Source organism: Salinigranum marinum (assembly GCF_024228675.1).
GTDB lineage: Archaea > Halobacteriota > Halobacteria > Halobacteriales > Haloferacaceae > Salinigranum > Salinigranum marinum.
On sequence record NZ_CP100463.1, the window covers coordinates 281,981 to 308,360 of the forward strand.

Below are 26,380 nucleotides of genomic sequence, written 5' to 3' on the forward strand. Positions count from 1 at the left end.
AATGTCGGCACCGGACCTCGAACTGGACTCTCGGCGGGCTATCTACCAGCGGATAGCCGACACGCCTGGCGTTCACTTTCGCGCACTCCTCGACGACCTCGGCTACGCGCAGGGAACGCTCCAATATCACCTCCGATGGCTCGCTGACGAAGACCTGATCGAAATCTCGGACGACGGCAAGTACACGCGGTACTATCCGGCTACCGAGTTCGACGAAGCCGATCGAGCAGTGATGAACGCGTTGCGACGGGAGTACAGTCGCCGCATCCTCGCACACCTTCTCACGAACGGCCCGCTCTCAACAACCGAACTCAGCGACCGCTTGGACAAGGCGCAATCGACCGTCTCGTGGCATCTTTCGAAGCTCGCCGAGGCCGACCTCGTCACGAAAGAGCGCGACGGCCGGAGCGTCGTCTACGAGGTCAGCGATCCTGATCGGGTCAAATACCTCTACACGGTTCACCGGCGCTCGTTCACTGACAAAGTTGTTGACCGTATTCTGGGTCTCTGGGACAGCTACTAACTCGGGGTCGTGTTCGATGGTAGCCCGCGAAGCACCAGCAGGCGCAACAGGAGCACGTACACGAGGAACGCCACTGAGGGCCCCAACAGGGGACGGACGAGTCCCGTCAGATCAGTCCCGATCGCTGCAGCATGGATTGTCCCGAAGACGAACCCGGCGTACGCGAACGAGTGAACGACACGCGGCCCCCACGGGCGCTGGAAGCGTTTCGCGTCAGTAAAGCCAAGCACCGCGACGACGAGCAGTAACAGTGCGCCTGCGCCGACGGCGACACCACCGAGGAAGTACGGCATCGAGTATGCCGGCGCCGGAACCTGTCCGGTGACGACGAACCACGCGTCGAGGATACCGAGCCCCGCGTGCAGCAGTGTGACGATCATCGCGAACACGGACAGTTCGATGTGTATGCGTTGGGCGGCCTCGTGGAGCACGCCGAACGACTCCGTGTTGTAGAGGACGCCTGTGAGTGCGGCCAGGTACAGCAGTGGGTATGTGACGAGCGCGGCACCGCGGTCAAGGAGCCAGACGAGTTGAGACATTACGATGCTCCCGTCGTTTCGACGACATCGGGACAGCCATCCGAGTCTTGAAACCCGTTCGCTGACTCCGGTCGAGTCGGACACGTGTCGGTCGTGTCGCTGATGCCATCCCCGTCGTAATCTGCCGGTGCCCGTCTCTCCGAAACGGTCTGATCGACGAGGTCGGTCTGTGTTTTCTCAGTCGCTTGGGTGGTCCGGACGTCGTCAATCTGCCACAGGACTGGAACGGCCACGACCAGAACGACGATCGCGACGACGGTGATTCGCTGCTTATGCGTCCATGACATGTGTATTGAACCTCTCTGTCGTGTGGAAGACGCCGTCGTGAATGATCAGCGCCTCTAGTCCGTCCCACTCGGCTGCTAATTCACGTGCCTCGTCAAGGGGAAGTGCGGCGAGCGTCGTGGCCAGGGCATCAGCCTCCATACAGTCTCGACGCGCGACGACGGTAACGGACTCGTGACGCGAGCCGAACGACCCGCTCGTCGAGTCGTATATGTGGTCCGTGCCGTTTCGCGAGCGTCGGTATCCACCGGATGTTGCGACGTGCCAGTTCGTGTCTAGGATCTTCAGCGGTGTGTCGTCGCCGTACGGGCTCTCGATGCCGACCGGACCCGTCGGCGGAGACATATCCCCACCACCACTGACGAAACCACGTCGACCAAGACCTGCGAGTGCCTCGCTGGCCCGGTCAACAATGTACCCTTTCGCGAGACCATTGAGATCGAGTTCGACATCGGCAGTGACGTGAGACCCGCTGACTCGGACGGTTCCGGTATCGAATCCTGTGGGTGGTGTTTCACTGTCACCACACAGGAACGTTTTGAGTTCCTGTTCGACGCGGCCCTGATGGATATCGAACACCCCCTCGGTTCGATCGTTGTATTCGAACCCACGGCGGACGATACGGGCGACGTGTTCGTTCACGACCTCACCTTCGCGGTTGAGATGGCTGACGGCACTCGCCGCATCGAAGGCGTTCAGCTGCCCTTCGAGTGACTCGGCCGTGTCTCGCGCCGCAGTCACCGCAGTGTCAGCCCGGATGCCTGTCGCTTGGATCCGAAACGTCGTATCACAACAGTCGAACTCGCAGCGAGTGTCTCCGAACCGTTCGGTAAGCGATGCGAGCGATCTCATCATCTCGGTCACTCGTCCCCTTCGTGTTCTTCGTCCTCGTCCTCCTCTTCGTGTTCTTCCCCGTGGTCTTCGCCGTCCTCGTCTTCTTCATACTCCTCGTGTTCCTCGTCATCTTCATACTCCTCGTGTTCCTCGTCCTCGTAGCCGGATTGCGTCTGGACTGCTGGCGTGAAGTCCTGGTTGGGCGTTGGGGCATCGGCAGCAACCTGTTGTGACGCGTCCGACGTGGACGTTCCAGGTGAGTCACCTTGCTCGCCAGCCTGCGCGAGGCCGCCGCCGGGCATCGCAAGAGCTCCGGCCACGACGGTCGTGAGGAGGGCGCCTGCAAGCGTGAAGGCGACGAGTTTGTTATTGGGAACTGGAATTCGCATAATCAGCTGCACCCCATTCTAGAGTCGCTACCCTCGACGTGTCGGTCGTTGCTTCCTGCCATTGCAAATAGAGGGTTGAGACGGCCTTAGTAAGCCGTTCGCGTCCAACTATCGAATCTTCGTACAGCTATCGAATCGATTCGATATGGAGCGGCCTCATCCGATGGGCCACAGGAGGTGTAGCGCAACCCCAGTTGAATACCCTCAGTCGGTAGTTCGTGTTGGCTGCATCGTAGCACTGCATCGGCCACTGTCCTCCTGAGATGGAGTACAAAGTCTCGTCAATCAGATCAACAACTGGATCAGTAAAGATGCCGTCGCTCTCTCGGGGGTTGCCGTCCCTCATGGAGAATTGGAACGCGGATCTTCTCCGGCACGTTACGATAGTGCCGTCCAGTGACTCGAACGAAACGGGTACATTATCGATCAGGATCTGGCCGTCTTCGGTCACGGGACCGACTTCGAGTTCGGCGATTCTCACGATACGACCGTCTCCGGAACTTTGGACTGCGATTCTTTTATTTCGCGTTCGCGTGTCTCCTGTACTCGATCTGGCGCGCAGTTGACTTGCTCGTACAGGCCGAATTGATTGGAGGGTGCGAATATTCGCCGGTGGTGACGGCAGATAATACGCTGACGCTGTTGAAGAAGGAGACAGGGATCGGGTAGACAGCCGTTCAGGTCCCAGAATGCCTGTTTCTGAGTGGCAACACTGGGTGTAGTCGGGAAAATCGCCGAAACAGTTGACCAGTGGACAAGAATTATGTCCTCAGAGGCATCCTGAGCCAGGTTCCGTGACGAAAATCGGCCGAAACCACGCATCACAGCCACGCTAAATCCGGTGTAGTCTCAACTTCTCAGGCTTTGCAGCAGTTGAGATTGCTGCTCTCAATGTACGAGTGCCGATGGATAACTCTCCCCCGTTCGCTGCTTACTTCTCGTAGACCTATTCGAGTGCTTTGACGACGTTCTCGACCCTTTGAAATCCCACAGACCGATACGTGGCGGAACCCAAGTGAAGTATTCCCGAGATGGCGTGCATCTTCAAAACAGGTGTCGTCAGCATGGCAGATCGATTAGTCAAGGGGCCGTTCTGGGCCACTACTGACTGGAAGGGACTCTATTATTAAGATCCTCCTCGTCGAAGTCGAAAGGTGCGATAGTCGTTCCAATACTGGTTCGGGAAGTCATGCACGCACCTGCCGAAACCATCGCAACCAGTATGTCCATTCCGGACGTTGCCGAGCGGCTCAAGGCAATCGATGACAATGCGGTCGTGGTCCTACGGGATACTGAACCAGTCGGTATCATCACGCGAACTGATCTCGTCGATGCCCTCGCCGCAGGAGAGAACCTAGAGGGGCAAACAGCCGAGAGCGTCATGTCGCATCCTCCGATTACGGTTTCCGAATCGGCACCGATCCAGATGGGTGCCGCGACGTTGTACGAACACGACGTCGATCAAGCACTCGTGATGGAAGGTGAGGCTATCGTCGGGTTGCTTCGGACGAGCGAGCTGACACCCTATCTTTCCGACTGTGCGATAAATCGCCCGGAGGAACCACTCGAAGCCGAGGAGCGTGAGTGGGAGTCCGAGTACGACGACGAAACGATGCCCGGCATCTCCGTCGGCGACGTGGTCAGGTTCAGCAAACCGATCACCGAGCGCGACCTCGAACTGTTCGCCGAGATCAGCGGTGACAAGAATCGACTCCACCTCGACGAGGCGTTCGCCGAACAGACTCGATTTAAACGTCGCATCGTCCACGGTGCACTCGCCTCAAGTGTGATCAGTGCTGCCCTGTCGAAACTACCTGGGCTCGTCATCTATCTCAGTCAGAATGTGACGTATAATGCCCCGGTCGAGATCGGTGAACGGGTCACTGCACGGTGTGAAGTGATCGCAGAGCTCGGTCACAATCGGTATCGCCTCAGGATCGAGGAATTCGACGAAAACGACACCGAAGTCATCAGTGGTGAAGCGGCTGTTCTCATCGATGCACTTCCCGAAGCAGAGCCAACGACCTAACGGCGCTGGTACCACCACAACTGCGAGTACGGAGTCGGCGTCGTCGGGGAGTGCTGCAGCGTCTGGATAGCACCCCCGTCCGAGGACAGTGTCCCGATTCGGATTGACTGGTATGGCGTTACCGTCAAACTCCGAGAGGAGATTCTCCATGATTGACCGACCGACGGAACCGGGACCGTCTGTCGCACCGAACACAGCCACGCGTGAGGAATCGAACAACCCTGCTAAGGTCACGCACGGGAAACGCCCCACTCTTGAGAGCCGTTGTACCGCCACAGGAATCACTGTTTGTGTGCATGTAACACACTGTCTGTACTATCGACCCGAGCGCCTATAATCGCACGCACCCCGTCCGCTATCGGCTGGACGCGACCTCCCAGAACAGCTATCTGTTAAAATCACGTTGTGTGTACGTATGGATACCGCACCCGAGTACTCGCTGTTTCCCGGGTGGGAACGAGCCGTCGAATGGCAGTACGAGGCCGCGCGGGCTACCCTGGAACGGTCGCTCGGGGTGCAGCGAACTGTCGTCAACAGCTGGGTAAAGGCCGCCGAATCGACTGTTCCCCCTGAGACGCCACAACGGGCACACCTTCGCCGTCTCGAGTGGGGATACGATATCTGGGAAGAGGCCCTGTTGAACACGCTCGTGCATCTGGACGACGCAGTCTCGGAGGAGGGAATCGACCTGCGACAGCTCCAGATGACCTGGCTCCACGCGATGGACGACGCGTTCAGTGAAGTGATGAGCCGCCCCGTGTTCGCAGCGGGAATAAACGACACGCTTGAGGATGCACTCACCGAGCAACAACAGCTGAGCCACCTTCGGCGGGACCTTCTCTACGCATCAAACCTTCCGACGGATCGCGATGTCGAAGCGGTGGGCGAGCGGTTGCTCGATCTGGAAGCTCGCCAGAAGAAAATCGAAGAGAAACTCGACATGATACTCGACGCGGCCGACATAGAAGAAGCGACACACTCTGGAGTGGTCGAATGAGTTCCTTCCCCGACCCCCTCATAGCCACCATCGATCTCCAGCGACAGCTCGTCGAGGAGATCCTGGACATCGATAGAAAGGCCGAGGAGTGGCCCGAGCGACTCCAGGAGATCGAGCACGCGGATGTCGGGCAAACGCCTCACGACGTCGTCTACGAGGAGAACAAGCTCGAACTATTGCACTACGAGCCGCTGGTCGATGAGGACGAACGACACGACGTCCCGCTGCTTTTCGTGTACGCGCTCGTCAACCGGCCGTACGTTCTCGACCTGCAGTCGGATAAGAGCGTCGTCCGGCGGTTTCTCGAACACGGGTTCGACGTCTATCTCATCGACTGGAACGAACCGTCGACACTCGACCGCCGACTGTCGCTCGATCACTACGTCAACGTCTACATCGATAACTGCGTGAACGTGGTTTGCGAACGCGCCGGTCGGGAGACGATCAACCTCTTCGGCTACTGTATGGGCGGCACGATGAGCACGATGTACGCCGCCCTGCACAGAGAGAAGATCCGGAATCTCGTGTTGCTCGCGACGGGCCTCCAGTTCGACGGCCATGCGGGTGTCTTGGAGCAGTGGGCCGACGGCTACGATCCAGAGGCCGTCACCGATACCTTCGGGAACGTGCCGGCGGAGTTCCTTTCCGCCGGCTTCGCGGACATGAATCCAATCAACAACTACGTAACGAAATACGTACAACTGTACCGGAAACTCGACGACGAAGCGTTCGTCGAGAATTTCGGCCGGATGGAACGCTGGCTTCGCGAAGGCGTTGACGTTGCGGGAAAGGCCTACGCCCAGTTCCTCGAGGACCTCTATCAGAACAACGAGCTCTACGAGAACGAATTTACACTCGATGGAACCCACGTCGACATTCAGAATATCGACATGCCCGTCCTCCAGGTCGTCGGGGAGTTCGACAATCTCATCCCGCCCGCAGCGAGTAAACCGTTCAACGACGTGATTCCGAGCAACGACTCCGAGATTATGGAGTTCCCGTCGGGACACATCGGACTTGCAGTGTCGGACAAATCCCACGCCGACCTCTGGCCTAGGGTGTGCGAATGGCTCGAACGGCGCTCGTGAACGTGGCTCGTGGCTCTTCGAGGTCGCCCAGGATGCAACGGAACGGTAAAGCTAGAACTCGACGACGCTGATCCACCCCTCGTCGACACACCGCGGGCAGTGATCTTCCTCGCGGTCCGCCAGGCAGGCTCGATGAAACCGGACGTGGCAGTGCTCACACTCGACGATGTCGTCGGCCCGCTCGAACGGTTCTCCGCAGATGTAACATTGCTTTGAACCGACCATGGCCGAGTAGACGACGGGCAGAGAGAAAAATCTTCAGTCAGTGACGTATCGATGACTCGCTGCTGTGGCCGCTCGTTGTCTTCGTCGTAGCTCTGGTAGCTCTGCTGAAACCGCTAATGGGTGATGGGCTTCAGTGGTCGTGCTGAGTAGTGGCGCGTATCTTGTACGTGGTGTTAGACGGACTCGAATTCATCCCACCGGACTGCTCAATGGCCACACTGACACGAGCTGCTCTAAAGCTTTTGTGCGGCACTGACGCCGAGCTGTGGGGTGTGGCGGTCAAACACTCACAGAACATCAGGACGCCCACCAACACCTAGATACTGAGCACGATGTTCAGCGGAACGCCGACGTTCAAGAAATCCCCGGACATGAACTCCCCATCGGAGGATCAACCGTCGGATGGTTCATCCATCGCGTCGAACCCGCTGATCACCTGCAGGAGAGCCTGTGTCTCGGCGTGCCTTCGGGCCCACTGCAGCTCTCGCCGCAGGTCGTCCGTACGGTCTTGGACGTGATCGACGGCCACACGCATCGTGCGGATCCGGGCGAGTTGCTCGCTCGCCGATGAGTGCAAGACGGCATCGTAGAGCTCGACGAGGAAGCGCTCGGTGACAAGGTGCCGCACGAACGCTTCCAGGTCCTCAGACGCGTGAACGGGAACGCGAGGAGCAGCTCTATCGGCAGCACCCGGTTCGATCGGCCAGAGGGCCTTCTCGACCGTCTCGTACTCGAACCCTTGGGCGGGTCGGTGGTGGACGACGCACAGCCCGTCGAGGTGATCCCCCGCGAGGAGCTCCAAGAGCTCGAGTGCGAGTTCCTCCACGCGCACGTAGGGGGGAACGTTGAACGAGGGCAGCGAGCGGCTGAACGTCGGCTCGAACCCCCGCTGTGAGAGGACGCGGGAGGCTTTCGATCCGAGGACCAGGGGCACGGCGTGTCGCCCGTCGTCCTCGACCCGATCGAGCGTTCGTTGGAAGGTGTCGAGCGCTTGCTCGTTGAACGGTCCGCACAGGCCCCGTTCGGACCCCACGAGGAGCACGCCGGTCCGTTGACCCGCCCCTTCGCCGAGCAGCCGCGCCCGCTCCGTCGCGGAGAGTTCTCTCGTCGCGCCTCGAAGCATGCGCGAGATATGTGCCTCGTAGATGTCCAACGGCTCCGAGCGTTCGTCGGCGCGTCGGTAGGCGACCTCCGCGACGGAGCGGATCGCCCGCATGAGTGGCTCCAAGCCGGAGACTGCACCGAGATGATCCTCGATCTGGATCGGCTCGCGGCTCACGCTCGCTCCTCCGTGTTCTGGGTGACGTCTTCTTCTTGTCCTCTGTCACCCTCGCCTGTCCCTTCGCTGTCTCGGAGCTCGTCCGGCTTGGCCGCCTCGAGGGAAGCCCCGACCCAGTCCCGTAGGCGCTCCTCGAGCTCTGGCGTGATCGTGTCGGCGCTCCGTAGATCCTCAGCGATCCCCGGTACCTCGTCCTGATGGTCTTCCAACGCGTCCTCGAACCCCGGCACCGCCTCAGCCGGCCAGCCCTCGAGCAGATTTTCCTGGTGCGTCCACAGGAGCGCTACTTGGATGGGGAGATCCGCGATCTCGCGCGGCTCTTGCTGGATGATCTCGACGAGCCGTTCCCCGCGAGCGATCTGCCGCTTCGTCGATTCCTCGATGATCGCGCCGAACCGCGTGAACCCCTTGACCTCCTCGTACTGGGATAGTTCGGGTCTGACCCGCGCGGCGACCTCCTGGAGCGGTCCCGGCTGGGCGTCCCCGCCCACCCGAGAGACCGACTGGCCGACGTCGATGGCGGGGCGTCGACCTTCCGCGTACAGGTGGGGGTCGAAGTAGAGTTGGCCGTCGGTCATCGAAATCAGGTTCGTCGGGATGAAGGCGGTGATGTTCCCACGTTGGGTCTCGATGATCGGCAACGCGGTGGCCGAGCCGCCACCGTGCCGGTCTTCGAGCTTGAAGGAACGCTCCATCAGGCCCGCGTGAACCGAGAAGATATCGCCGGGGTAGGCCTCGCGACCGGGAGACCGTCGCAAGAGGAGGGACAGTTCGCGATACGCGTTCGCGTGCCGAGACAGGTCGTCGTATACGACGAGACTGTGGTCTCCTTGCCAGGCGAACCACTCGGCCATCGTGCATCCGGTCAAGGCGGAGAGGTAGCGCACGGACGCGGGGGCATCAGCGGGGGCGAACACGACCGCAGTGTGGTCTAGGGCGTCGTGACGGTCGAGCTGGTCGACCAGATTCAGGACGGTCGAACGCTTCTTGCCGATGCAGACATAGATGCAGTCGACGTCCTCGGTCCCCTGTGCGAGGATCGCGTCCACCGCGGTGCTGGCCTTCCCCGTGTTCCTGTCACCGAGCAGAAGCATACGCTGCCCGCGCCCAATCGGGGTCGCGGTATCGATCGACTTGATGCCGGTGAGCAGGGGCCCACGGATCGGCTGACGGTCAAGCGGCCCCGGGGCAAGCTGGCGGATCTCCCGGCGTTCCGTCGTACCGAGCGCTCGCTCTCCGTCCATGGGTTGCCCAAGCGGGTCGACCACGCGTCCAAGGATCTCGGACCCGACGGGGACCCGGAGCGTTTCCCCCGTGCGGCGGACCGTGGACCCGGCCTGGACTCCTTCGGTGGCCCCGTAGATGGCCACGCCGACGCTCTCTTCGTCGAGATCGAGAACCTCCCCCCTCGTCCCGTCTTCGAAGGCGACTAGCTCGTGGAGCATCACGGTAGGAAGGCCTTCGACGTGAGCGATCCCGTCGCCAACGTGCAGGACGCGCCCGACGTCCTGGACCGACGCTTGGACGCGACGCGGCGGGCCGTTCTCGAGAGCCTCGAGAGCCTCCTGGAGCGCTTTGTCGAGGTCCATCAGCTGGCCTCCCCTCCGTTCCCTTGAGGCGTGCGTGGCCGCTCCTCGTCCTGAGCTGCCTCCTCACCGCTGGGAGCGTCTCGACGCTCGTCTCCATCAGCTTTTTTCTCCTCGGTCGTCCCCCCGGTCACCGCTTCGAGAGCGTGCTTCACGTTCAAATCCAGGGCGACGCCCCCGGAGAGCAGGGTGAGACCGGCCACCAGCTCCGGGTCTTCCTCGACAGTGAGCTCGAGTTCGGGGACCGAGGACTCGTCGTCCCAGGGAAGGTGGTCCCCCAGGTTCTCCCGCAGGCGCTGTAGATCGTTCGCCTCGAGCGGATACGCCGTTCGGACCCGGACAGCCCCGTCCGCCTTGCGGATGGCGTCCGCGAATCGATCAAGATCTGCGTCCCGGAGATCGTCCTCCCCGCTCAGGAACCGGCCGACGAGCTGGTCGTGCAATGCTTCCCCGCCCGTCTCTCGGAGCAGGTCCTGAACCAGCTTGACGGCGGTCTGGCGGGCGCGCTCTTGGATCCGCTCTCGCGCGGCCTGCTCCTCGCGCCGGATTCGTTCGTTTGCCTCTTGACGGATATCTGCGGCGTCCTCTCGGGCCTGATCGAGGATTTCTTCCCGTCTCTCGGCGGCCTCCTCACGGGCTTCCGTGCGGATCTTCTCTGCCTCCTCCTGAGCCTCCTCGAGTTTCTCCTCGAGTTCCTCGCGTTCCCGCTCGGCCGCTTCAGCACGCTGTTTCGCATCCGAGATCTCGGATTCGATCTCCTCCTCCCGTTCCGTCATCTTCTTCCTGAGCGGTCGGTAGAGAAACCGCTGGAGGATCGCGAGAAGGATCAGGAAGTTCAGCGCCTGGAGGAAGATCGTCGTCCAGTCCACGCCGATACCGATCTCCGGCACGCTATCCCGCCCCCAGGGCCGTCTCGAGCAGCGGGTTTGCGTATAGGAGGATTAGCGAGACGATCAGCGCGTACAGGGCCAGGGACTCGAGCAGTGCGAGGCTGATGTACAGTGACCGGGAGACATCATCTCGCGCCTCGGGTTGTTCGGCGATGGATTCGACCGCCGACTCGACGACCTTACCCTGTCCGATGCTGGCCAGCATCGTGCCCAGGTTGATCGCGACCGCCGCCCCCACGCAGGCGAAAATCAAGAACCACATTGCATCGCCGCCCTGGGATGCGGCCTCGCTCACGCGGCCCTCGAGCGGGTTGGCAAACAGCAAGATCAAGGCGACGATCAGAACGTAGAGCGCCTGGGACTCGATCATGGCCAACCCGATATACAGGGTGCGGGAGACCACGTCCGACTCGTCGGGCTGACGGGAGGTGGCCTTGGCGGCGGCGGCGGCGGCCCTGGCCTGTCCAATCGCCGGGAAGAGGACGCCCAGCCCGATCGAAACAGCTGCGGTCACGTTGACCACGACGTAGAACCAGGTCGCGGAGACCATCACATGGCCCCCTGGGCGCGCACGGCGCCTCCGATGTACACGATTGTGAGCAGGGTGAAGATGTAGGCCTGCAGCGCCCCGATGAAGAGTCCGAATAGCTCGAAGATCACGGGAATTACCAGGGGGGCGACCAGCAGGAGGACTGCGATGATGACTTGGTGGCTGAGCATGTTCGCGAACAGGCGGATCGCCAGCGAGACGGTCCGCGTGATGTGCCCGAGGACGTTGATGGGGGCGAGGATCCAGGAAGGTTCCGCAAACTGCCGAAGGTACTCGATCCAACCGTGTTCCTGAATGCCGAAGTAGTGAGTGGCGAAAAAGACGACCAACGCTAGAGCCACGGTCGTATTCAGGTTCGCAGTGGGTGCCTCGAGCAAGGGGAAGGTGCCCATCAGCGCGGCTGAGAGGATGAACACCGCCAAGGTCGCTACGAGCGGGACGTACCGGTGGCCGGACTCCTTCTCCGTGACCTCGGAGAGCAGATCCTCCAAGTACCGATAGCCCCACTCGATCGCGGCCTGCCACTCGCTTGGCCGCGCTTGAACCCGTCGTCCGGCCAAGATGCCAAGTAAGCCGACGACTCCGACCATCCCCGTGGTCTCCAGGACAGTCGGGGAGATCAGGAACGCCCCTCCGCCAGGGAGGGGAACTGCGACGAGGATTCCCATCATGATCGCTTCCCCTCCTCGTGTGCCTCGGCGACCATGAGGTAAGCTTGGACGGCAGCGATAACGATCCCTGCCCCGAGCAGGCCGAGGGTCAACGTCGGCGTAGTCCCCAGTTGTCGGTCCAGCCACGCCCCCAGGAGAATCCCAGCCGCCACCGGGAGCGCCAGGACCCAACCGAGGGAGGTCAGGTAGGCCATAGCCTGCCAGAAACTCGCATCCTCGCCCTCCTCGTCGCCGTTCCCGCGAGAGGGGACGGGCCAACTTCTCGTCGCTCCGGTCGAATCGTCGCCTTGCCTCTTCTCCCAAGGCTTCCAACTGCTTCTTGTCATGGTTCTTGTCGTCGTTTCCGCGAGAAGGAATGAGTCATCTTCTGGTAGATCCGATCGAACCGTTGCCTTGCCTCTTCCTCCATGGCTTCCAACTGCTTCTCTTCGTGACTGATCGCCTCGTCCAGCGTCTCCAGGTCGACCCCTTCCCGCGCAACACCGGTCAGGATGGTGACTTGGTCGTTCTGGACCGATAGGAAGCCACCGTGGACAGCGACCTGCTGGGCCCCACCCTCCGGCAACCGATAGGAGATCACGCCGGGCCGGACGCGTGCTTGGAAGGGGGCGTGGCCGGAGAGGATCCCGATCCAGCCATCAGGCAGGGGCGCGTTCACGGCTTCCACCGCCACGTCGACGACGAGTCTCTCTGGAGTGCGGACCTCAAGATGCATGGGCTCCTCCCTCCTCACGGTCGTCAGCGAGGTTCCCGTGCTTGCTCGAGGGCGCCCCTGGGTCGTCGTCCTCGTCCTCGAGGGTCTGGGCCTTCTCGAGCGCGTCGTCGATCGTTCCGACCATGTAGAACGCCTGCTCGGGGACGTCGTCGTGGCGGCCGTCGAGGATCTCGCGCACGCCCCGGAGGGTATCCTCGAGGGGCACGGAGACCCCCTTCGTTCCGATGTAGCGCTCGGTCGTGAACAGCGGCTGGGTGAGGAACCGTTGCAGACGCCTGGCCCGGAGCGCGGTCGTGCGCTGCTCGCCGGAGAGCTCATCCATCCCGAGGATCTCGATGATGTCCTTGAGGTCCTCGTACTCGGCGAGCGTCGTCTTGACCCTCCGCGCGATCCGGGCGTGCTCCTCGCCCACGAAGCGGGGGTTCAAAAGCGAGGAGCTAGATCGAAGTGGGTCCAGGGCGGGGTAGAAGCTCCGGCTGGCCAGGTCCCGCGTGAGAACCCCCGAGGCATCGAGGTGCGCGAAGGCTGCCACGACGCCGGGGTCGGTGAGGTCGTCCGCCGGGACGTAGATCGCTTGAATGCTCGTGATCGACCCCTGCGTGGTGCTCGCGATGCGCTCCTGAAGCTTACCCATTTCCAGGTCCAGCGTGGGCTGGTAGCCGATTTCGGAGGGGATCCTGCCCAGGAGCGCGGAGACCTCCATCCCAGCCTGGGCGAATCGGTAGATGTTGTCGATGAAGAGAAGCACGTCCCGATGATCGTGATCCCGGAAGTGCTCAGCTACCGTCAGCGCGGTGTGCGCGACCCGGAACCGGGCACCCGGCGTCTCGTGCATCTGACCGAAGACGAGCACCGAATCCTCCAGCAAGCCCTGCTCTTTCATCTGCAGATAGACTTCGTTTGCCTCCCGAGTCCGTTCGCCGACACCGGCGAACACCGGGACTCCGCCCTCGTGCGTGATGGTTCGCTGCATCAGCTCCATCACGAGCACGGTCTTGCCGACGCCCGCCCCGCCGAAGAGCCCGAGTTTGCCACCCTTGGGCATCGGGACGAGCAGATCCAGGGCTTTGATCCCAGTCTCATACGGCTCGCTTGAGGGCCGCTGATCGACCATGGCGGGCGGTTCCTGTTCGATCCCGACGTGGCGGGCCGCTTCGATCGGATCGCCGTGGTCCACCGCGACGCCTTTGACGTTGAGGGCCCGGCCGAGGATGGGTTCGCCGACGGGAATGGGCAACGGCTGCCCTGCTGCGATCACGTCGAGGCCTCGGTGCAAGCCAACTGGGTTGTCAAGCGCGAGAGCCCGTACCTGATCGGGATCGGTGTGGCTTCGGACCTCCGCCGTGACGACCTCGCCATCGGGACGAGGGATGGAGAGCGCATCACCGATCGAAGGCAGTGATCCCTCTGGGAACGCGATCTCGAGGACAACGTCGTGGATCGCCACGAGTTCACCGCTCGGTTCCTGACTGGAGTCTGACCGTCCGTCGTCCGTTCTGTCGTCCGTACCCATGGAATTTGCCTTGAGGACCCTGTGCTGGCCGGGGATGTCTACTCAAACATCTAAACGAAGAATCATAAATAGTGCTGTTCGTTCCCAGTGGTACAGAACCGAATCCAAGGGACTTGTCCTCGCTGTCGCGGGTGTGCGTCAGTCTTTCAGAAAATCACTGATCTGGCCGTTAGTGCGACAGGGAAAACGCGATCTGGAGCCGTTCTCGTTTACTTATCCGTCCGAAACCACGCATTACAGCCTCACCGACCTCGGTGTAGTCTCAGCCCCCAGGCCTTGCTAAAGTTGAGACTAGTCCTCTCAATGCGTAGGAACTCAGAATGACAAGGACTAGTCTCAACTAATGGCCAGCCACAGTAGTTGAGACGGGTCGTCTCAATGCATACGGTTCTCGAACTCCTTCGCGATGGACAGTGATTCACCTTCAAGAATTTCGTAGCTTTCACACCTAACACTCTTTACAGCGGATGACGTACCTTCTTTCAACGATGTCAATCGACCGAGATACATTCGAGAACACGAGCGAGGACGAGCTCGCGGATCTTTCGGTCCCTGATCAGGTCCTCGGATTTCTCGCCGCTAACGACGATCGTGCGTTCAAAGCCCGGGAAATCGCCTCTCAGATCGGCGTCGACGAGGGCGCAGTCAGTACTGCTCTCTCACGGTTGAAGGACCGTAATCTGGTCGAACATAAGGCGACGTACTGGGCGGTGACTGACGATGCTGAGCGCCTCGAAGGATACAGTGGATACGAGCGTGCGACCGCACTGTTCAACGACCAACTCGGTACAGAGGATAAGGAGGCGTGGCGCGAGCACGCACCGCAGAAGCCCCATCCGAGCGTTGAGGATGAACAGTGACCGACGAAGAGACACCGATTTTTGAGCGTGGCGATGTCGTCTACGGTGACGATCCATTCAAAGGCGAGGAAGACGCTCGGCCCTGGCTTATCCTCTCGAACCACGAAGGCCGTCAGTTCTACGGCGAGCAGTATATCGCGGTAACACTAACGTCGAAGTCTTGGATGGATGGCCTCATCGCTATTCCTGAGGAGAGCTGGCTTCGTGGCGGGACACCGGACGAGAGTCGGATCGTCCCGTGGAGCGTCCAATCCATTGACCACGAGGATATCGACTTCTGGCAGGGGTATCTTGCCGGAGATCTCGTTGACGAGACGGTTGCTGCACTCGTTGAAGAGCTTCAGTAGCAGAGACTCCATGTTTTCATTCGTGAAATGGCCAAGTGACACAGCGATAGGGTAGCTTGCCTATCTTCCAACGAATTGTCGGTAGAACGTTGTCTGAACCCCGTACGCTAGTTGACATCCTCCTCCGCGTTCACGCGGAGGAATCCCACGGCACCGCGCCGCTGGATTGGGATATTAGGGTTTGGAGTCTACCACCTCTGTCCGAGGTTGGAATCCTCGGGAGAGGTCGTGAAGGTAGACTCCGGGCTGTGCCAACCAGCCGGTACTCCTATCCCCGGACAACTGCCCGGATGACTCGGAGTTACTTTGATTGATGTCGAGACGGATGTTCTCCGCCCCGTTCACGTCAGCGTTGAACGCCGCGTCACACTTCTCACACACGTACAAGCCACGCTCAACGCGCTGACTGTCGTCTTCTCTACCGCACACGCAACACGTCTTACTCGTGTCGCGCTCGGACACTTCTACGACTTCGATGCCCTCAACCGTCGCCTTGTATTCGAGGATGTTCGAGAACCTATCGAACGCCCACCCGTGCAGGTTGAGATTGCCGTGCCGCCCCCAGTTCTTCGACTCGTTGTTATCGTCCTCTTCGCGGACTCCAGCGAGTTCTCCGATGTTGATGTGACACACTCCCTTCTCGATACACCGTTCAACGATGTGTTTAGCGAGGCTGTGGAAGAAGTGAGTACGGCGCTCCGACCACTTCGCGTGGAGTCGAGTGGCTTCTTGACCCCCCGAGTCGTCGCACTTGGCGATTTCCTTCGGGAAGGAGTAGCCGTCCTGTTTCAAGCGATTGCCGGGGTACAAGTCGGCTTCCTCGGTACTGTACGCGACCGCCGCGAAGTTACAGATGCCGAGGTCGATACCCGCCGTCTCCTCGCCGGGTGCGTTGGGCGTCTCTACTTCGGCTTTGCAGACAAGGTGGAGTTCCCAGCGTCCCTTTGCCTTGTCGTAGACGGCTCTGACCTGCTGGAGATTCTCGACCGTGACTCCGGGCCGCGTCTCGTATTCGACAAGGATGTATTCCCACGCTCGGGGGTGTTCCTTGTGATTCGCGCCCTTTGAAAGTCGGACACGGTTGTTCTTGGTGTCGTGTTTGATGCCGTTCTGCTTCCACGTCACCGTCGAACGGGGTGTTCTTCGTGGACGCGGTTGCCGTGGTCGTCGTAGTAGTTTTTCTTGCGGTAGCCGGGCGGGTTCGCTCGACTGTCTGACTTCCTCTTGCCGTCCCACGAGTTGAAGGCTTCAGCGAGTTCCTCCAGAACGCGCTGACTGGACTGTGAGTGCAGTCCTTTGTATTTGGTGTGACCTTTCAACTCGTCTTTGAGGTCGCCGTGGTCAGGAATCTCGCCGGTTTCATCCCACACTTGGCGGGAATGGTAATTGGCGACGTTCCAGAGCTTGCTGGCCGACCACCCGTGCCGGTCGAGCGGTTCCTCTACCTGACTGTGGTTGAGGATTTTCGCTCGGTGAGTGCGGTGGACTTCCAGCATTGTGAAAGCCTGTATAAGCACTTATACTCGTGTCTCTTGTAAGGTTTCGGTTTGAGGAGAGTGGAATATCCTGCTTTGCCATCGACGGTGGGTTGTGGAGGGGTTGTCGGATTCATCCCGCGCCTAAAGGCGCGGGTATTCTCCTCGAATCTCTATAATCGCCACGAGTCGGTGGAGAACTTCGTCCGTGCACTCCCATTGGCGTATTTCGGATTCACCACCCACGACCGCTACGTGGGGTCGACTTGCGACGAGATAGACACGCTCTTTCGCGTGTTCTTGCTGAAAGAGCTCCACGGGTGGGCCCACGAAACCGCACTGATCGAGTATCTCGAGTGTCGCCCTGTACTCTGCGAGCAGCTAGGCTTAGAAAGTGTCCCGGACCAGTCGACGCTGTGGCGTAGTTGGCACGAACGATTCACCGCCGAGCTTCGCAGTACCGTCGAGACAGCTGCGCAGACCATCCTCATCAAAGCCCAGGACGCGGATGTCGCAGTCCCACGCGAGCCAGAACGTCGCCTTTCGCCTCACCGTGACGAGGAGAACGAACCAGACCTAAACGATCAAGCGATACTCGATGAAGCAGCGACGGTTGCGGATCACGTCAGTCGCGGGTATCGAGAACGGCTACCGGAAAGTCAAATCGTTCATGGCCGATACGACCAGTACAGACCATCGCTACCGGTTTTTCAATTTCATCTTCGCGTGTCTGCTGTACTCGCTGTGGCGACTCGTCGACATGCTGGTGAAACGCTCGCTCGGCGACGAGCGAGCGTGTACACGCCTGCGTGGATCGACGTTCCTCACAATCGCCAAACAGAACTACGGCGTCGATCCACCAGACTGATCGCCTGACGGCTGTCGGGTCCGACTGGCTGGCCAGCGGCCGCGCTGGCCCGCCTTCCCCCGATCATCGGATCTCACATACTGGATCTGCCACCTCCCGGGTCGATCGCGATTGACCTAGCAATTTTGCCCCGAACCACTACCCAGATCGAACCCTGTATCGGCCGAAATCCAACGCATTGAGTTCTCTATCTTGGCCGCCTGGATCGGCGCTTCATAGACAACTTTCCTCCATCCAGCGGATCTAAACGCCTGTCCGTCGGAACAGAGCCCGACGTTTACTTTCACCCTTATCTTTGAGCTTAATATTCTGTCTCACCATACATTCACCGACAGATGCACTACGTCCGTGATGGAGATCCGATCGCACCGAGTCGGTTCGGCGAGCCAGAGGACCACCCTGATCCCGATCAGCGCGTCAGCGTAACGGAGCGTGTTCGAGAGATTGCCCCTCGCGTCCCCGAGACCTCGTGGCAGGAGCTCGACGACAGTCCCGCGACGCTCCCGCTTCGCTACGACACCTCGGTCCAGACACTCGTGTTGGCCGCCCTCCCGCACGCCACCGGCGCGACGCTCCGGACAAACGCCGTCTACGTCCTCGAATGCCTCCAGAATCGTCAATTTGGGAGCACGGCCGTCACAAGCGGCATCAACATCGGTCACGAGTGGAACGAGACAATCTCAGCGAATCGAATCCTCTACGTCGGGGCGACGAAGGAACTCCTGCGACGGCTCGACGAACAACTCAACTCTCCCGGCGAGGGAGGCGCGAACTTTACCACTGTGTTCCCACCGATCCGCATTCTCGATGTCTCTTGGTGGGCCACATTCCAGCGAGCACGACGCGCCAAGAAAGTTATCGGCGAAGCACTCGAAGACCGGTTCCCCGGTGATTACGTCTCTTGATACGGATAATCGGCGTCAGCCGAAATAAGGGAAGAAACCGCCAGTGCCAGTAGAATCGGACTTCGTGCCCTTGACAGTCGCCGCCCACGGTTCTAAGACGAGACGATCATCGTATTCGGCCGTTTTGTTGGTATTTGTGATGCTGAATCCATTTTCGATGAACCAGCGTTCGACCTCGGAATACGTGTGGAACGAAGCTGTCGGTGCGGAGTACCAATCGAACATGTGTGTTCGCGTGGGTTGCAGCCGAAAGAGCAGGTTGAGCCCGTGTAGGACGTGCGGATGGATTCGGTGGGCGACTCGTGCAAGGCTCGCCATGCCTTCTGCGAACCGCTCCCCGGACTCGATCGAGAGATCTGTCGTGTAACTCCGCAGTGCATCGTTGATTTTCATCCAGACTGGATTCAGTTTGTGATACACCGTCACGGAGAAGATACCGTCATCAGAAACATGTTTTGAGACAGAATCGAAGGCTGCACGTGCGTCTCCCGTGTGGTGGAGAACTCCGATGGAGAAGGCTGCATCAAAGACACCACGTTTGAACGGGAGCTCGAATAAGTTGCCCTGAACGACGAACACGTTGTCTCGCTGTTCAAGATTCTCTGAAGCGGTCTCGACCGTTTCCGTCCCGAGGTCGACTGAGATGACCGATGCGCCGCTTTGAGCAGCCATCTCAGAGAACCGCCCGTTACCGCAACCGGCGTCGAGCACGAGAGAACCAGGGCCGATATCATCCTCACACATCAGGGCTTTCGACTCCCACGCCGACTCCGTCGCCTGGATTGTACCGCCCTTATATCGGAGTTCCTCGGATTCCGGGACTTCCGACTCGTCGATCCATCCCCATTCCGATGCCTCAGACCAAGCATGGCCGAAATATGTGTTTGTGTCCTTCTCAATCTCGCTGTCCCCCTCGTCGATCGACCGATCCGTGTTGTGGAGAAAGTCAGGGTCGATGGACTCCAACTCAGATGCAAACCGGTGTAAATACATCTTAAATGACTCCGAATCCTCGAGAAAATCGATATCAACGAATCTTGGGATGTCGTCGATGAAGGGCCACACCGTTCCGCAAGACTCGGCACACCTGAAAACACCATTCGACTGGTCAAATCGCTCCAAAACGAGGTCGCCGCCACACGATGGGCACAGCAATAGTTGATAAATTCTGTCGGTAGTCTTCTCGACAGTTTGTGCTTGGTGTTGACTCATCTACCAGCACATAATTGTAACCATTTATAAACGACAGCCCCCATATATCAATTTCGAAAAAGCCGTTTCTCGTAGCCACTCAGAAATTCGGGACGGCGGCTTGGGAAGCCACCTGAAGCGTGAGTGACTAAACTGAGAGATTTTAGTACTTAAGAGTGCCGTCCAAATATCAGTTTTGATAGTCATGCGTGGTCATAGGCTACCTATCCAGCGTTAACATTGTATTGTGCATGACTATTTACAGAGATTCAGTAATTAAATAAACTTCAGACGTCTCGCTGGCCGCCGAGCGTCAGCTTTCGGTTTGAAAAAGGTTTGTAGGGGTCCACACTGGTTCGAAGTATCAGTACTTCACGAAACTTCCTCGGCTAACCACCTCTGAAGCTTAAGTTCCGTGTCGAATCGACTCCACTATCGATCTTGACGAGGGGGTCACCGGAAGATCAAGAGAAGATCGTCGCTGTCGGCGGCGATCCGCCGCCGACGCGACAGCCTTGCCACTCACCGCAGGGGCGTACTCGATCGGTCGTTACCGGACGAACCGGTCGTCCGGCGGTCGGTTTGCGGGGACGGCCCGACGCGTCGCGAGGGCCGTCCACGCTGCCCGTCGGATCATGTTGGTGAACTCCTTATACGACCACTCCCAGAGGCGACGCCCGCCTCGGCGGGGCGTCGCCACATACTCCCAGTGCAGATACCGCCACACGTTCTGTAACAGCAAACTCACTACGACGTACAGCAGCCGTACCGCCGGATCCTGTGTCGTAGTCGTCGCAATCGTTTGCTCGGAGAGTCGGTAGCTGGCCTCGATACCGAAGCGTTTCGCGTAGTGGTATCGAGCGTCGCGAGGAGAATTGATGAACGGCGCGTCAGCGGCGTAGCCGTGACGCGCCACGCCATGTTCGTCGTATCGTCCGTTCTGGTAGGTACAGTCGATGTAGACGGGAAACTCGACGGTCCAGCTGTGACCGTCGAGTTTCGCCGTCATGTCGTGGTGAATCACGCGACTCCAGCCCTCGGAGAGTTCTTGCTTGATCGACTGACCCCACCGGATAATCGGGATGACGTACGCGTGGTTGTGCGCCTGCAGCAGCGTGAGACACTTGCTGTCGTAGAATTCTCGATCGAGGTAGACGGCCTTGACGCCGAGGTCAAGGCCGTCAAGGATACCGAGAAACTCGGCGAGGACGCTGCTGGCGGTGTCGCCGTCGACAAGACGGCGCACCGCCAGCGTGTAGCGTTTGTTCTTCACGCGTGCGTACAGCGTCGCGTACGCGTGGAATGCGGTTGTTCCACGCTTGGCTTCCGAGTGGTAGAGGCCCTCTGTGCCGTCTTCGTCACCGTAGTAGGGACGCAGGTGGAGGTCAGCGACGACCTCCACCTGCTTGGGAAGGGCATCGAGAATATCTCGCTGGAGGAGTGTGTTTCCGACTCGTTCGAGCTGTTCCAGCTCGAACTTCGTCCGAAGATGATAGAGGACGGCGTTGGCACGAGGGGAGTTAGCACTATTCTCACAAAGTGTCGAGATTGAGGTCCCGTCGGCGCACGCGCCGACGAGGACCTCACAGATCTCTTCCGACGTTATCTGAGCGTTCTCACCGAGAGTGATCGAAACTTCCTCGTCAAGGGTGTTGACGAGGAAGTTAAGAATCTGGTCCTCATGGAGTCTACTGTCTGCTTGCTGGGTTCTAAGCACACCTTCCGCAAGCAGACGTCTCAACTAACCGGCTTCGTGAAGTACTGAGTATAAGTGTCAGTAGTGCGGATCTGAACCCATATGCTCACGCCGAGAACGACGGTGACTAAGGAGGATTGGGGGGTGAGAGTATGAACACTCGACCGGCTCGGACGCGAACCGAAATCGACTTCCTGCCACCCTTCGGCAAACCGGAAGTCGTAACCGTGGGGAAGGGCGCTGTCATCGTCGCCCTCATCGGTCTCGCTCTGTCATTCTCTCTCGCATCGGAGTAGTCTCGACCTGTTGTATGGCGTCTTGGGGTGTCTCGCTACCTGCGTGACGACTGAGACACGTCTCGGCCCATCTCTTTCCTTCTGAAATCGTCTCGAACAGCGGCCGCTACCACGCCGAGATCTCGGTCTGCTCGTCGCCGCAGTCGGAGACGTCCTCGCGGCGGTCGAACTTCCCGGGCGTGAGTTGCCGGGAGAGCTCGACCGCGATTCCGGCGGCATACTGACCGCGCGTGATGGACGAGTCGGTACCGGCTGTCATCCGGATCTTGTGTTGCTTCCAGTCGACGTCTGGGAGCTTCCCGTTCGCCGGGGCGTTCTCCGGCGTCGAGACGTCGAGACTGTCGACGAGATCGGCGTTCTTCCGCAGGGCACGGATCATAACTGGGTTCGTCCCCGGGGCAAGCGCGTGGATCTTGGCGTCGCCAAGAGCGTCACGGAGGAATTGCAGTTCCTCGATCCGCTCGTCGACCGACGCGATCGAGAGGAGGCCGCCAGCGGCGTAGTACTGAATGTCATCGTCTGCGATCAGGTTGACCGTCCCGCCGCGACGCTCGCGGTCCTCCGCTGCGGCGGCTGCTGTCTCCTCATATGGCGGCTGTAGCGGGACGACAGGAGGCCGCGGAGTGGGCGACCTGCCAGCGCCCGACGTGGACTGTCTCGCCCTTCTCAGCGGCCGCACGTAGCTCTCGATACCAGTCCACGCAGTTGGCCGACGTTTCGAGGCTCACGAGGTTTCGATCGTCGACATCGCCGTGGAGGGCGTGCTCCGGGGAGATGTCCTTCATCAGCACGTAGTCGGCGTCCGTCTTCCAGGCGGCGTGCGCGATCTCCGGCGAGCAGGCCGGGTTTCGGAAACCCGGATCGACCATGACGGTGCCCGCGCTCTTTCGCGTCGTCTGTCGACGCTCGTTCGACGACGTGAGTTTCCAAGGCCAGCCCCAAGCCGGATTCACGCTCGACGAATAGACGTCCACGGGACACTCCCGGGCGATCCGTTCGCGCCGGCGAATCTCCTCGGCGTAGTACGCCGGGAGGTCGACGTGATCGTGGTCTTGGTAGCAGTCGCGGTCGTCGCACATCACTCCGAGCCGCCCCACTCCTTCGCGTCGGGCTCGACGGCGTCGGAGCCGTCGTAGTACGACCCGCCAGAGACACCACCACCGACCGGGAGGTTTGGGTCGCGCTCGGGGCACCGGTACTTGTGCCCGACGTCGCGGCCTTGGGAACCAACACTAGTAGTTGAGACTGGCCGTCTCAATGCATACGGTTCTCGAACTCCTTCGCGATGGATATTAATTCACCTTCAGCAATTTCGTAGCTTTCACACCTAACACTCTTTACAGCGGATGACGTACCACCGTTCACCGATGTCCATCGACCGAGACACCTTCGAGAACACGAGCGAGGACGAACTCGAAGACCTCTCTGTGCCTGATCAAGTTCTCGGATTTCTCGCCGCCAACGACGATCGGGCGTTCAAGGCTCGCGAAATCGCCTCTCAGATCGGCGTCGACGAGGGAGCGGTGAGCACTGCACTTTCACGATTGAAGGATCGCGGTCTGGTCGAACACAAGGCGACCTACTGGGCGGTGACTGACGACGCTGAACGCCTCGACGGGTACAGCGGCTACGAACGGGCGACCGCACTGTTCAACGACCAACTCGGTACAGAAGATACGGAGGCGTGGCGCGAGCACGCACCGCAGGAACCCCACCCGAGCGTCGGGGACGAACAGTGACCGAAGAAGGGACACCGATCTTTGAGCGTGGCGATGTCGCCAACTAACCTACCGTCCCCGCCCTCCACCTCAGCTCGTAACACGTCCTTGACGTCCACGAATCCTATCACTTGGTCGCCGTCGTCGGCATCAAGCACTGGATAGCGGGTATGCCCAGCCTCGAGGATGATCGACTGGAGGTCGGAGAGGGGGGCATCGGCCGGAACGCTCACCACGTCCGGTCGTGGAACCATGACCTCGCGCACCACGATGTCGTCGAGATCGAAGACCCGCTCGATCATCGTCACTTCCGCAACGTCGATGTCCCCTCCCTCGCCCGACCGTGTTAGTACTCGGAGGAGCTCTCGCTCACCGTCGGACGCGGGCGGCACACCAAGCGACCGCGTGAACGCGTTGGCTGCCCCGTTGAAGACCACAATTCCCGGATAGAGGATGTAATAAAAGAATTTCATTGGCGGGGCGAGAAACAGCGAGAGTCGCTCGGTCTGGGCGATCGCGAGCGTCTTCGGCGCGAGTTCACCGAAGACGACGTGGAGGAACGTGATGAGACTGAAGCCAATTGCGAAAGCGACGAGATGGATGAGACCCGCCGGGAGAATCGGTTCCAGTACGGGTTCGATGAGCGCCGCCACGGCGGGTTCGCCGACCCACCCCAACCCGAGCGAGGCGATGGTGATGCCGAGTTGCGTTGTGACGAGGTAGTTATCGAGATTGGTCATCACTCCTTGGAGTGTCCCCGAACCCGGGCGCCCCTCCTCGACGAGCTGGTCGACCGATGTCCCCCGAATCCGAACGAAGGCGAACTCTGCAGCAACAAAAAAGCCGTTGAGCACCACGAGAAACAGCGCTAAGACGAGTTGTCCCACTGAGAGCGCGACGTTTACCATCGGTACTCCCAGAACGGGCTGCCGTTCGATTGTAGTGTGTCCATAGCTATGCATCTCGTTCCGTTTACTAAAACCATCTACAGGAGTCGCGGGTGATCGACTACTGTCAGTAGTGAGTTGGTCCTGTGGATCCCCTGGCCATAGACTGTCCGCCTCGTTGGCGCGTGAGTTGCTCGGAATCAGCGAAACTCAGAGCGGGAGTGGACCTTCCCCGCGGACATCACGAAGTGAACCGGACCGCTACGGACTGGCACGGAACTCGCCGTGTTTCAGTCCGAAGAAGAACGCGACAATCGAGAAGACGATCATTGAGGGCAGAACCATCATGAAGACCGTAGAGGGAGCCATCACGGCCGTGAGCGCGACCGTTGCGACGGCGACGATTACGGCGAGCGGAACCACCGAGCGCGTGAAATCAAATTCCATATCCGCAGTTGTAGCCGGACAAATAAAGCGATTGAGAATGTCGTCATTAATCAGTAAGTTGAGGGGTATTGCTCTGAGTAGGAGCTCGTGGAGATTCTGTCGGCTTGGGACTCGTATGGCCAGCTCACTGGGGGGCGCTTTTCTGTTCCTTGAGTTTGATGTCGAGTGGGTCTTCTATCTCACCCATCACCGCTTCGAGGGCGTCCGTCGCGGTGATCAGTCCCACGACGTTCTCCTCGTCCTCATCATACACGAGCGCGAGTTCCTGGTGTTCGTCCTGAAACTGGTCGACGGCATCACTGATGAGCGTGTCTGCTCGAAGCGTCATCGGTGGAGCGGCGATATCCTCAAACGTGACCTCGCCACGCCGGAGCTCGTCGATCCGATCGACAACCGCAGGGACGTAGACAACCCCTCGATAGTCGGCTGGATCGTTACCAATCAGGGGAAATCGCGTGTGCGGGCTTGTTCCGATTCGATCGAAATTTTCCTGCGCAGAGACGGCTGTCGAGAGAAAAATAATGTCCTCCCGATCGGTCATGATGTCGCTGACAGGCCGTTCGCCGACAGTGAAGGCGTTCAGGATTTCTTCTTGCCGTTCCTCAGAGAGGTTCCCTCGGTCGAGCAAGGTCCCGAGGCGATGGCGGAGGTCCGCCCGCGATTCGACCCGGCCGGTTTCGGTTTCTAGCCAGGCGCCGGTCATCTCGACACCGAACAGCCCGAGTGTCCATTTGGCGACGCTGTCTCCGAGCACGATGACCGGGTAGAGCAGTTTGGCAAACCAGTACAGCGGTGTCGCGCCATACCGAGCGACGAACTTCGTCCGCTCGACCCCGAGATACGTGGGGGTCTGTTCACCGTGGGTCAAGTGGAGCAGGTTGATGATGACGAACGCGAGGATGCCACCCGCACCGATCGACGTGAGCAGCGTATTCTCGAACACTGGATCGATCAACGAAGCTAGGGCCGGTTCCGCGACGATGCCGACGGCGATACTCGTCGCAGAGATGCCGACCTGACAGCTCGTGAGATAGATTTCGAGGTCCTGTGTCATCTCCCAGGCTCGCTTGAGTCCCGGGACGTCGAACTCGGATTTGGGATACTGTCGCACGCGAGTGAGCGCGAACTCGATCGCGACGAAGAATCCGTTTGCGAGGATGAGCAAAACACCGCTGAGTAGACGGAGCGTTAGTTCGAGACCATCCATGTCGTAGGGCTATTTCCCGTGATATCAAGAATTTCGTCATCTCGCTCACCGGGACGAGCTAATTCACGGAGCGAAGGCTCGATATCTCCTGTCTCAGGGTTGAATCCCGGACCGTCAACACCGGAATCGGCGACATCCGAACGAGATACTCGGTGACGCTACCAAAGACGTATCGGTCAAAGTCCGTGCGCCCGTGGGTACCGACGACGATGTCGAGATGCCGTATCACTGCTGCGAGTGCTACGACCACACAAATCTGTATCACTCTCAATATACCAGTTCCAATCACGAACAGTACGAGGAACATCGGAGGAAGTGATATCAACAGGACGCCACCCAATATCGAACACGTCCGCATAGCAGGCATTCC

General features: G+C 59.8%; 29 protein-coding genes and 8 pseudogenes. 12 read left to right on the top strand and 25 right to left on the bottom strand.

The features are described 5' to 3' along the window. The first annotated feature begins 1 nt into the window (after position 1). Positions 2 to 523: a winged helix-turn-helix transcriptional regulator gene (locus NKJ07_RS23535; protein ID WP_318570987.1), complete on the top strand. Its 522-nt coding sequence runs from the start codon at positions 2 to 4 to the stop codon at positions 521 to 523. Here NKJ07_RS23535 and NKJ07_RS23540 read toward each other — a convergent pair. The 5 genes from NKJ07_RS23540 to NKJ07_RS23560 form a co-directional block, all read right to left on the bottom strand. Beyond that, entirely contained in the window at positions 520 to 1,062 is a 543-nt protein-coding gene (locus NKJ07_RS23540; RefSeq protein WP_318570988.1) for a hypothetical protein, read from the bottom strand. The genes NKJ07_RS23535 and NKJ07_RS23540 overlap by 4 nt on opposite strands. Continuing rightward, complete coding sequence (locus NKJ07_RS23545) at positions 1,062 to 1,349, bottom strand: thrombospondin type 3 repeat-containing protein (RefSeq protein ID WP_318570989.1); 288 nt, start codon at positions 1,347 to 1,349, stop codon at positions 1,062 to 1,064. The genes NKJ07_RS23540 and NKJ07_RS23545 overlap by 1 nt, the downstream gene beginning before the upstream one ends. Further along, the gene (locus tag NKJ07_RS23550; protein WP_318570990.1) at positions 1,333 to 2,202 is read right to left on the bottom strand and encodes an FAD:protein FMN transferase; all 870 of its coding nucleotides are present in this window, start codon (positions 2,200 to 2,202) and stop codon (positions 1,333 to 1,335) included. Before NKJ07_RS23550 ends, NKJ07_RS23545 begins: the two co-directional genes overlap by 17 nt. 5 nt (positions 2,203 to 2,207) lie before the next feature. Then, entirely contained in the window at positions 2,208 to 2,570 is a 363-nt protein-coding gene (locus NKJ07_RS23555; protein WP_318570991.1) for a hypothetical protein, read from the bottom strand. Positions 2,571 to 2,697: 127 nt separating this feature from the next. Next, a complete protein-coding gene (locus NKJ07_RS23560) occupies positions 2,698 to 3,051 on the bottom strand; it encodes a hypothetical protein (protein WP_318571172.1) in 354 nt (117 codons plus the stop codon). A gap of 17 nt (positions 3,052 to 3,068) precedes the next feature. Between NKJ07_RS23560 and NKJ07_RS23565 the strand changes: the two are divergent. Both NKJ07_RS23565 and NKJ07_RS23570 read left to right on the top strand, forming a co-directional pair. Beyond that, positions 3,069 to 3,239 (top strand): annotated as a pseudogene (locus NKJ07_RS23565) (transposase); the annotation flags it as partial. A 553-nt stretch (positions 3,240 to 3,792) separates the two neighbouring features. Continuing rightward, positions 3,793 to 4,599, top strand: a complete 807-nt coding sequence (locus NKJ07_RS23570) for a MaoC/PaaZ C-terminal domain-containing protein (RefSeq protein WP_318570992.1) — start codon at positions 3,793 to 3,795, stop codon at positions 4,597 to 4,599. A 72-nt stretch (positions 4,600 to 4,671) separates the two neighbouring features. Here the strand turns inward: NKJ07_RS23570 and NKJ07_RS23575 are convergent. Beyond that, positions 4,672 to 4,749: pseudogene (locus tag NKJ07_RS23575) on the bottom strand (hypothetical protein); the annotation flags it as partial. A 265-nt stretch (positions 4,750 to 5,014) separates the two neighbouring features. On the opposite strand from NKJ07_RS23575, the gene NKJ07_RS23580 reads away from it, so the two are divergent. Next, a complete protein-coding gene (locus NKJ07_RS23580; protein ID WP_318570993.1) occupies positions 5,015 to 5,596 on the top strand; it encodes a hypothetical protein in 582 nt (193 codons plus the stop codon). Continuing rightward, positions 5,593 to 6,681, top strand: a pseudogene (gene phaC, locus NKJ07_RS23585) (class III poly(R)-hydroxyalkanoic acid synthase subunit PhaC); the annotation flags it as partial. The gene NKJ07_RS23580 and the pseudogene phaC, both read left to right, overlap by 4 nt. Before the next feature lie 54 nt (positions 6,682 to 6,735). On the opposite strand, the gene NKJ07_RS23590 reads toward phaC, so the two are convergent. From NKJ07_RS23590 to atpD, 9 genes are all read right to left on the bottom strand, one after another. Next, complete coding sequence (locus NKJ07_RS23590) at positions 6,736 to 6,909, bottom strand: RING finger protein (RefSeq protein WP_318570994.1); 174 nt, start codon at positions 6,907 to 6,909, stop codon at positions 6,736 to 6,738. A gap of 391 nt (positions 6,910 to 7,300) precedes the next feature. Further along, positions 7,301 to 8,188 (bottom strand): F0F1 ATP synthase subunit gamma, encoded by an 888-nt coding sequence (locus NKJ07_RS23595; protein WP_318570995.1) that lies wholly within the window; start codon positions 8,186 to 8,188, stop codon positions 7,301 to 7,303. Continuing rightward, entirely contained in the window at positions 8,185 to 9,777 is a 1,593-nt protein-coding gene (locus NKJ07_RS23600; protein ID WP_318570996.1) for a F0F1 ATP synthase subunit alpha, read from the bottom strand. Before NKJ07_RS23600 ends, NKJ07_RS23595 begins: the two co-directional genes overlap by 4 nt. Next, complete coding sequence (gene atpF / locus NKJ07_RS23605; protein ID WP_318570997.1) at positions 9,777 to 10,664, bottom strand: F0F1 ATP synthase subunit B; 888 nt, start codon at positions 10,662 to 10,664, stop codon at positions 9,777 to 9,779. Before atpF ends, NKJ07_RS23600 begins: the two co-directional genes overlap by 1 nt. Before the next feature lies 1 nt (position 10,665). Continuing rightward, positions 10,666 to 11,214, bottom strand: a complete 549-nt coding sequence (gene atpE / locus NKJ07_RS23610; protein ID WP_318570998.1) for an ATP synthase F0 subunit C — start codon at positions 11,212 to 11,214, stop codon at positions 10,666 to 10,668. Continuing rightward, a complete protein-coding gene (gene atpB, locus NKJ07_RS23615; protein WP_318570999.1) occupies positions 11,214 to 11,885 on the bottom strand; it encodes a F0F1 ATP synthase subunit A in 672 nt (223 codons plus the stop codon). The genes atpE and atpB overlap by 1 nt, the downstream gene beginning before the upstream one ends. After that, positions 11,882 to 12,211, bottom strand: coding sequence for an AtpZ/AtpI family protein (locus tag NKJ07_RS23620; protein ID WP_318571000.1), 330 nt, complete (start codon positions 12,209 to 12,211; stop codon positions 11,882 to 11,884). Before NKJ07_RS23620 ends, atpB begins: the two co-directional genes overlap by 4 nt. Continuing rightward, complete coding sequence (gene atpC / locus NKJ07_RS23625; RefSeq protein ID WP_318571001.1) at positions 12,208 to 12,600, bottom strand: ATP synthase F1 subunit epsilon; 393 nt, start codon at positions 12,598 to 12,600, stop codon at positions 12,208 to 12,210. Before atpC ends, NKJ07_RS23620 begins: the two co-directional genes overlap by 4 nt. Further along, positions 12,590 to 14,113: a F0F1 ATP synthase subunit beta gene (gene atpD, locus NKJ07_RS23630; RefSeq protein ID WP_318571002.1), complete on the bottom strand. Its 1,524-nt coding sequence runs from the start codon at positions 14,111 to 14,113 to the stop codon at positions 12,590 to 12,592. The genes atpC and atpD overlap by 11 nt, the downstream gene beginning before the upstream one ends. Before the next feature lie 488 nt (positions 14,114 to 14,601). On the opposite strand from atpD, the gene NKJ07_RS23635 reads away from it, so the two are divergent. Together NKJ07_RS23635 and NKJ07_RS23640 are read left to right on the top strand one after the other, a co-directional pair. Continuing rightward, a complete protein-coding gene (locus NKJ07_RS23635; RefSeq protein WP_318571003.1) occupies positions 14,602 to 14,973 on the top strand; it encodes a MarR family transcriptional regulator in 372 nt (123 codons plus the stop codon). Then, on the top strand, positions 14,970 to 15,320 hold the full coding sequence (locus NKJ07_RS23640; RefSeq protein WP_318571004.1) for a type II toxin-antitoxin system PemK/MazF family toxin: 351 nt from the start codon (positions 14,970 to 14,972) through the stop codon (positions 15,318 to 15,320). The genes NKJ07_RS23635 and NKJ07_RS23640 overlap by 4 nt, the downstream gene beginning before the upstream one ends. A gap of 174 nt (positions 15,321 to 15,494) precedes the next feature. On the opposite strand, the pseudogene NKJ07_RS23645 reads toward NKJ07_RS23640, so the two are convergent. After that, positions 15,495 to 16,816 (bottom strand): annotated as a pseudogene (locus tag NKJ07_RS23645) (RNA-guided endonuclease InsQ/TnpB family protein). 153 nt (positions 16,817 to 16,969) lie between these two features. On the opposite strand from NKJ07_RS23645, the pseudogene NKJ07_RS23650 reads away from it, so the two are divergent. The 3 genes and pseudogenes from NKJ07_RS23650 to NKJ07_RS23660 all read left to right on the top strand — a co-directional run. Further along, a pseudogene (locus tag NKJ07_RS23650) lies at positions 16,970 to 17,428 on the top strand (transposase); the annotation flags it as partial. Between the two features lies 1 nt (position 17,429). Next, positions 17,430 to 17,663: pseudogene (locus tag NKJ07_RS23655) on the top strand (transposase); the annotation flags it as partial. A gap of 335 nt (positions 17,664 to 17,998) precedes the next feature. Further along, positions 17,999 to 18,568, top strand: a complete 570-nt coding sequence (locus NKJ07_RS23660) for a hypothetical protein (protein WP_318571005.1) — start codon at positions 17,999 to 18,001, stop codon at positions 18,566 to 18,568. A gap of 15 nt (positions 18,569 to 18,583) precedes the next feature. Here the strand turns inward: NKJ07_RS23660 and NKJ07_RS23665 are convergent, their stop codons facing one another. From NKJ07_RS23665 to NKJ07_RS23675, 3 genes are all read right to left on the bottom strand, one after another. Further along, positions 18,584 to 19,780: a methyltransferase domain-containing protein gene (locus NKJ07_RS23665; RefSeq protein WP_318571006.1), complete on the bottom strand. Its 1,197-nt coding sequence runs from the start codon at positions 19,778 to 19,780 to the stop codon at positions 18,584 to 18,586. 529 nt (positions 19,781 to 20,309) lie between these two features. Next, on the bottom strand, positions 20,310 to 21,476 hold the full coding sequence (locus NKJ07_RS23670) for an ISH3 family transposase (RefSeq protein WP_318567202.1): 1,167 nt from the start codon (positions 21,474 to 21,476) through the stop codon (positions 20,310 to 20,312). 381 nt (positions 21,477 to 21,857) lie between these two features. After that, positions 21,858 to 22,130 carry a hypothetical protein gene (locus tag NKJ07_RS23675; RefSeq protein ID WP_318571007.1) on the bottom strand — a complete coding sequence of 91 codons (273 nt, stop codon included), beginning with the start codon at positions 22,128 to 22,130 and terminating at the stop codon, positions 21,858 to 21,860. A 27-nt stretch (positions 22,131 to 22,157) separates the two neighbouring features. Between NKJ07_RS23675 and NKJ07_RS23680 the strand changes: the two genes are divergently transcribed. Beyond that, a complete protein-coding gene (locus tag NKJ07_RS23680) occupies positions 22,158 to 22,352 on the top strand; it encodes a hypothetical protein (RefSeq protein ID WP_318571008.1) in 195 nt (64 codons plus the stop codon). Here the strand turns inward: NKJ07_RS23680 and NKJ07_RS23685 are convergent. After that, entirely contained in the window at positions 22,336 to 22,830 is a 495-nt protein-coding gene (locus NKJ07_RS23685; RefSeq protein ID WP_318571009.1) for a hypothetical protein, read from the bottom strand. The genes NKJ07_RS23680 and NKJ07_RS23685 overlap by 17 nt on opposite strands. Next, the gene (locus tag NKJ07_RS23690; RefSeq protein WP_318571010.1) at positions 22,830 to 23,009 is read right to left on the bottom strand and encodes a hypothetical protein; all 180 of its coding nucleotides are present in this window, start codon (positions 23,007 to 23,009) and stop codon (positions 22,830 to 22,832) included. The genes NKJ07_RS23685 and NKJ07_RS23690 overlap by 1 nt, the downstream gene beginning before the upstream one ends. 109 nt (positions 23,010 to 23,118) lie before the next feature. Here NKJ07_RS23690 and NKJ07_RS23695 point away from each other — a divergent pair, with 109 nt between their 5' ends. Next, a complete protein-coding gene (locus tag NKJ07_RS23695; RefSeq protein WP_318571011.1) occupies positions 23,119 to 23,490 on the top strand; it encodes a MarR family transcriptional regulator in 372 nt (123 codons plus the stop codon). 29 nt (positions 23,491 to 23,519) lie between these two features. On the opposite strand, the pseudogene NKJ07_RS23700 reads toward NKJ07_RS23695, so the two are convergent. From NKJ07_RS23700 to NKJ07_RS23715, 4 genes and pseudogenes are all read right to left on the bottom strand, one after another. Next, a pseudogene (locus NKJ07_RS23700) lies at positions 23,520 to 24,431 on the bottom strand (hemolysin family protein); the annotation flags it as partial. Positions 24,432 to 24,617: 186 nt separating this feature from the next. Beyond that, positions 24,618 to 24,803, bottom strand: a complete 186-nt coding sequence (locus tag NKJ07_RS23705; RefSeq protein ID WP_318571012.1) for a DUF7333 family protein — start codon at positions 24,801 to 24,803, stop codon at positions 24,618 to 24,620. Positions 24,804 to 24,927: 124 nt separating this feature from the next. Continuing rightward, positions 24,928 to 26,010: a hemolysin family protein gene (locus NKJ07_RS23710; RefSeq protein WP_318571013.1), complete on the bottom strand. Its 1,083-nt coding sequence runs from the start codon at positions 26,008 to 26,010 to the stop codon at positions 24,928 to 24,930. A 58-nt stretch (positions 26,011 to 26,068) separates the two neighbouring features. Further along, positions 26,069 to 26,221, bottom strand: a pseudogene (locus tag NKJ07_RS23715) (universal stress protein); the annotation flags it as partial. Between the last annotated feature and the right edge of the window lie 159 nt (positions 26,222 to 26,380).

Excerpts from the sequence above, each read along its gene's own strand:
- atpE (WP_318570998.1), bottom strand. The coding sequence starts at position 11,214 with ATGGTCTCCGCGACCTGGTTCTACGTCGTGGTCAACGTGACCGCAGCT.
- NKJ07_RS23535 (WP_318570987.1), top strand. The coding sequence starts at position 2 with ATGTCGGCACCGGACCTCGAACTGGACTCTCGGCGGGCTATCTACCAG.
- NKJ07_RS23555 (WP_318570991.1), bottom strand. The coding sequence starts at position 2,570 with ATGCGAATTCCAGTTCCCAATAACAAACTCGTCGCCTTCACGCTTGCA.
- NKJ07_RS23550 (WP_318570990.1), bottom strand. The coding sequence starts at position 2,202 with ATGATGAGATCGCTCGCATCGCTTACCGAACGGTTCGGAGACACTCGC.
- NKJ07_RS23705 (WP_318571012.1), bottom strand. The coding sequence starts at position 24,803 with ATGGAATTTGATTTCACGCGCTCGGTGGTTCCGCTCGCCGTAATCGTC.
- NKJ07_RS23660 (WP_318571005.1), top strand. The coding sequence starts at position 17,999 with ATGCACTACGTCCGTGATGGAGATCCGATCGCACCGAGTCGGTTCGGC.
- NKJ07_RS23665 (WP_318571006.1), bottom strand. The coding sequence starts at position 19,780 with ATGAGTCAACACCAAGCACAAACTGTCGAGAAGACTACCGACAGAATT.
- NKJ07_RS23620 (WP_318571000.1), bottom strand. The coding sequence starts at position 12,211 with ATGACAAGAAGCAGTTGGAAGCCTTGGGAGAAGAGGCAAGGCGACGAT.
- NKJ07_RS23580 (WP_318570993.1), top strand. The coding sequence starts at position 5,015 with ATGGATACCGCACCCGAGTACTCGCTGTTTCCCGGGTGGGAACGAGCC.
- NKJ07_RS23635 (WP_318571003.1), top strand. The coding sequence starts at position 14,602 with ATGTCAATCGACCGAGATACATTCGAGAACACGAGCGAGGACGAGCTC.
- NKJ07_RS23685 (WP_318571009.1), bottom strand. The coding sequence starts at position 22,830 with ATGTGCGACGACCGCGACTGCTACCAAGACCACGATCACGTCGACCTC.
- NKJ07_RS23570 (WP_318570992.1), top strand. The coding sequence starts at position 3,793 with ATGTCCATTCCGGACGTTGCCGAGCGGCTCAAGGCAATCGATGACAAT.
- NKJ07_RS23675 (WP_318571007.1), bottom strand. The coding sequence starts at position 22,130 with ATGATCCGTGCCCTGCGGAAGAACGCCGATCTCGTCGACAGTCTCGAC.
- NKJ07_RS23545 (WP_318570989.1), bottom strand. The coding sequence starts at position 1,349 with ATGTCATGGACGCATAAGCAGCGAATCACCGTCGTCGCGATCGTCGTT.
- atpD (WP_318571002.1), bottom strand. The coding sequence starts at position 14,113 with ATGGGTACGGACGACAGAACGGACGACGGACGGTCAGACTCCAGTCAG.
- NKJ07_RS23600 (WP_318570996.1), bottom strand. The coding sequence starts at position 9,777 with ATGGACCTCGACAAAGCGCTCCAGGAGGCTCTCGAGGCTCTCGAGAAC.
- NKJ07_RS23540 (WP_318570988.1), bottom strand. The coding sequence starts at position 1,062 with ATGTCTCAACTCGTCTGGCTCCTTGACCGCGGTGCCGCGCTCGTCACA.
- NKJ07_RS23590 (WP_318570994.1), bottom strand. The coding sequence starts at position 6,909 with ATGGTCGGTTCAAAGCAATGTTACATCTGCGGAGAACCGTTCGAGCGG.
- atpB (WP_318570999.1), bottom strand. The coding sequence starts at position 11,885 with ATGATGGGAATCCTCGTCGCAGTTCCCCTCCCTGGCGGAGGGGCGTTC.
- NKJ07_RS23710 (WP_318571013.1), bottom strand. The coding sequence starts at position 26,010 with ATGGATGGTCTCGAACTAACGCTCCGTCTACTCAGCGGTGTTTTGCTC.
- atpC (WP_318571001.1), bottom strand. The coding sequence starts at position 12,600 with ATGCATCTTGAGGTCCGCACTCCAGAGAGACTCGTCGTCGACGTGGCG.
- NKJ07_RS23695 (WP_318571011.1), top strand. The coding sequence starts at position 23,119 with ATGTCCATCGACCGAGACACCTTCGAGAACACGAGCGAGGACGAACTC.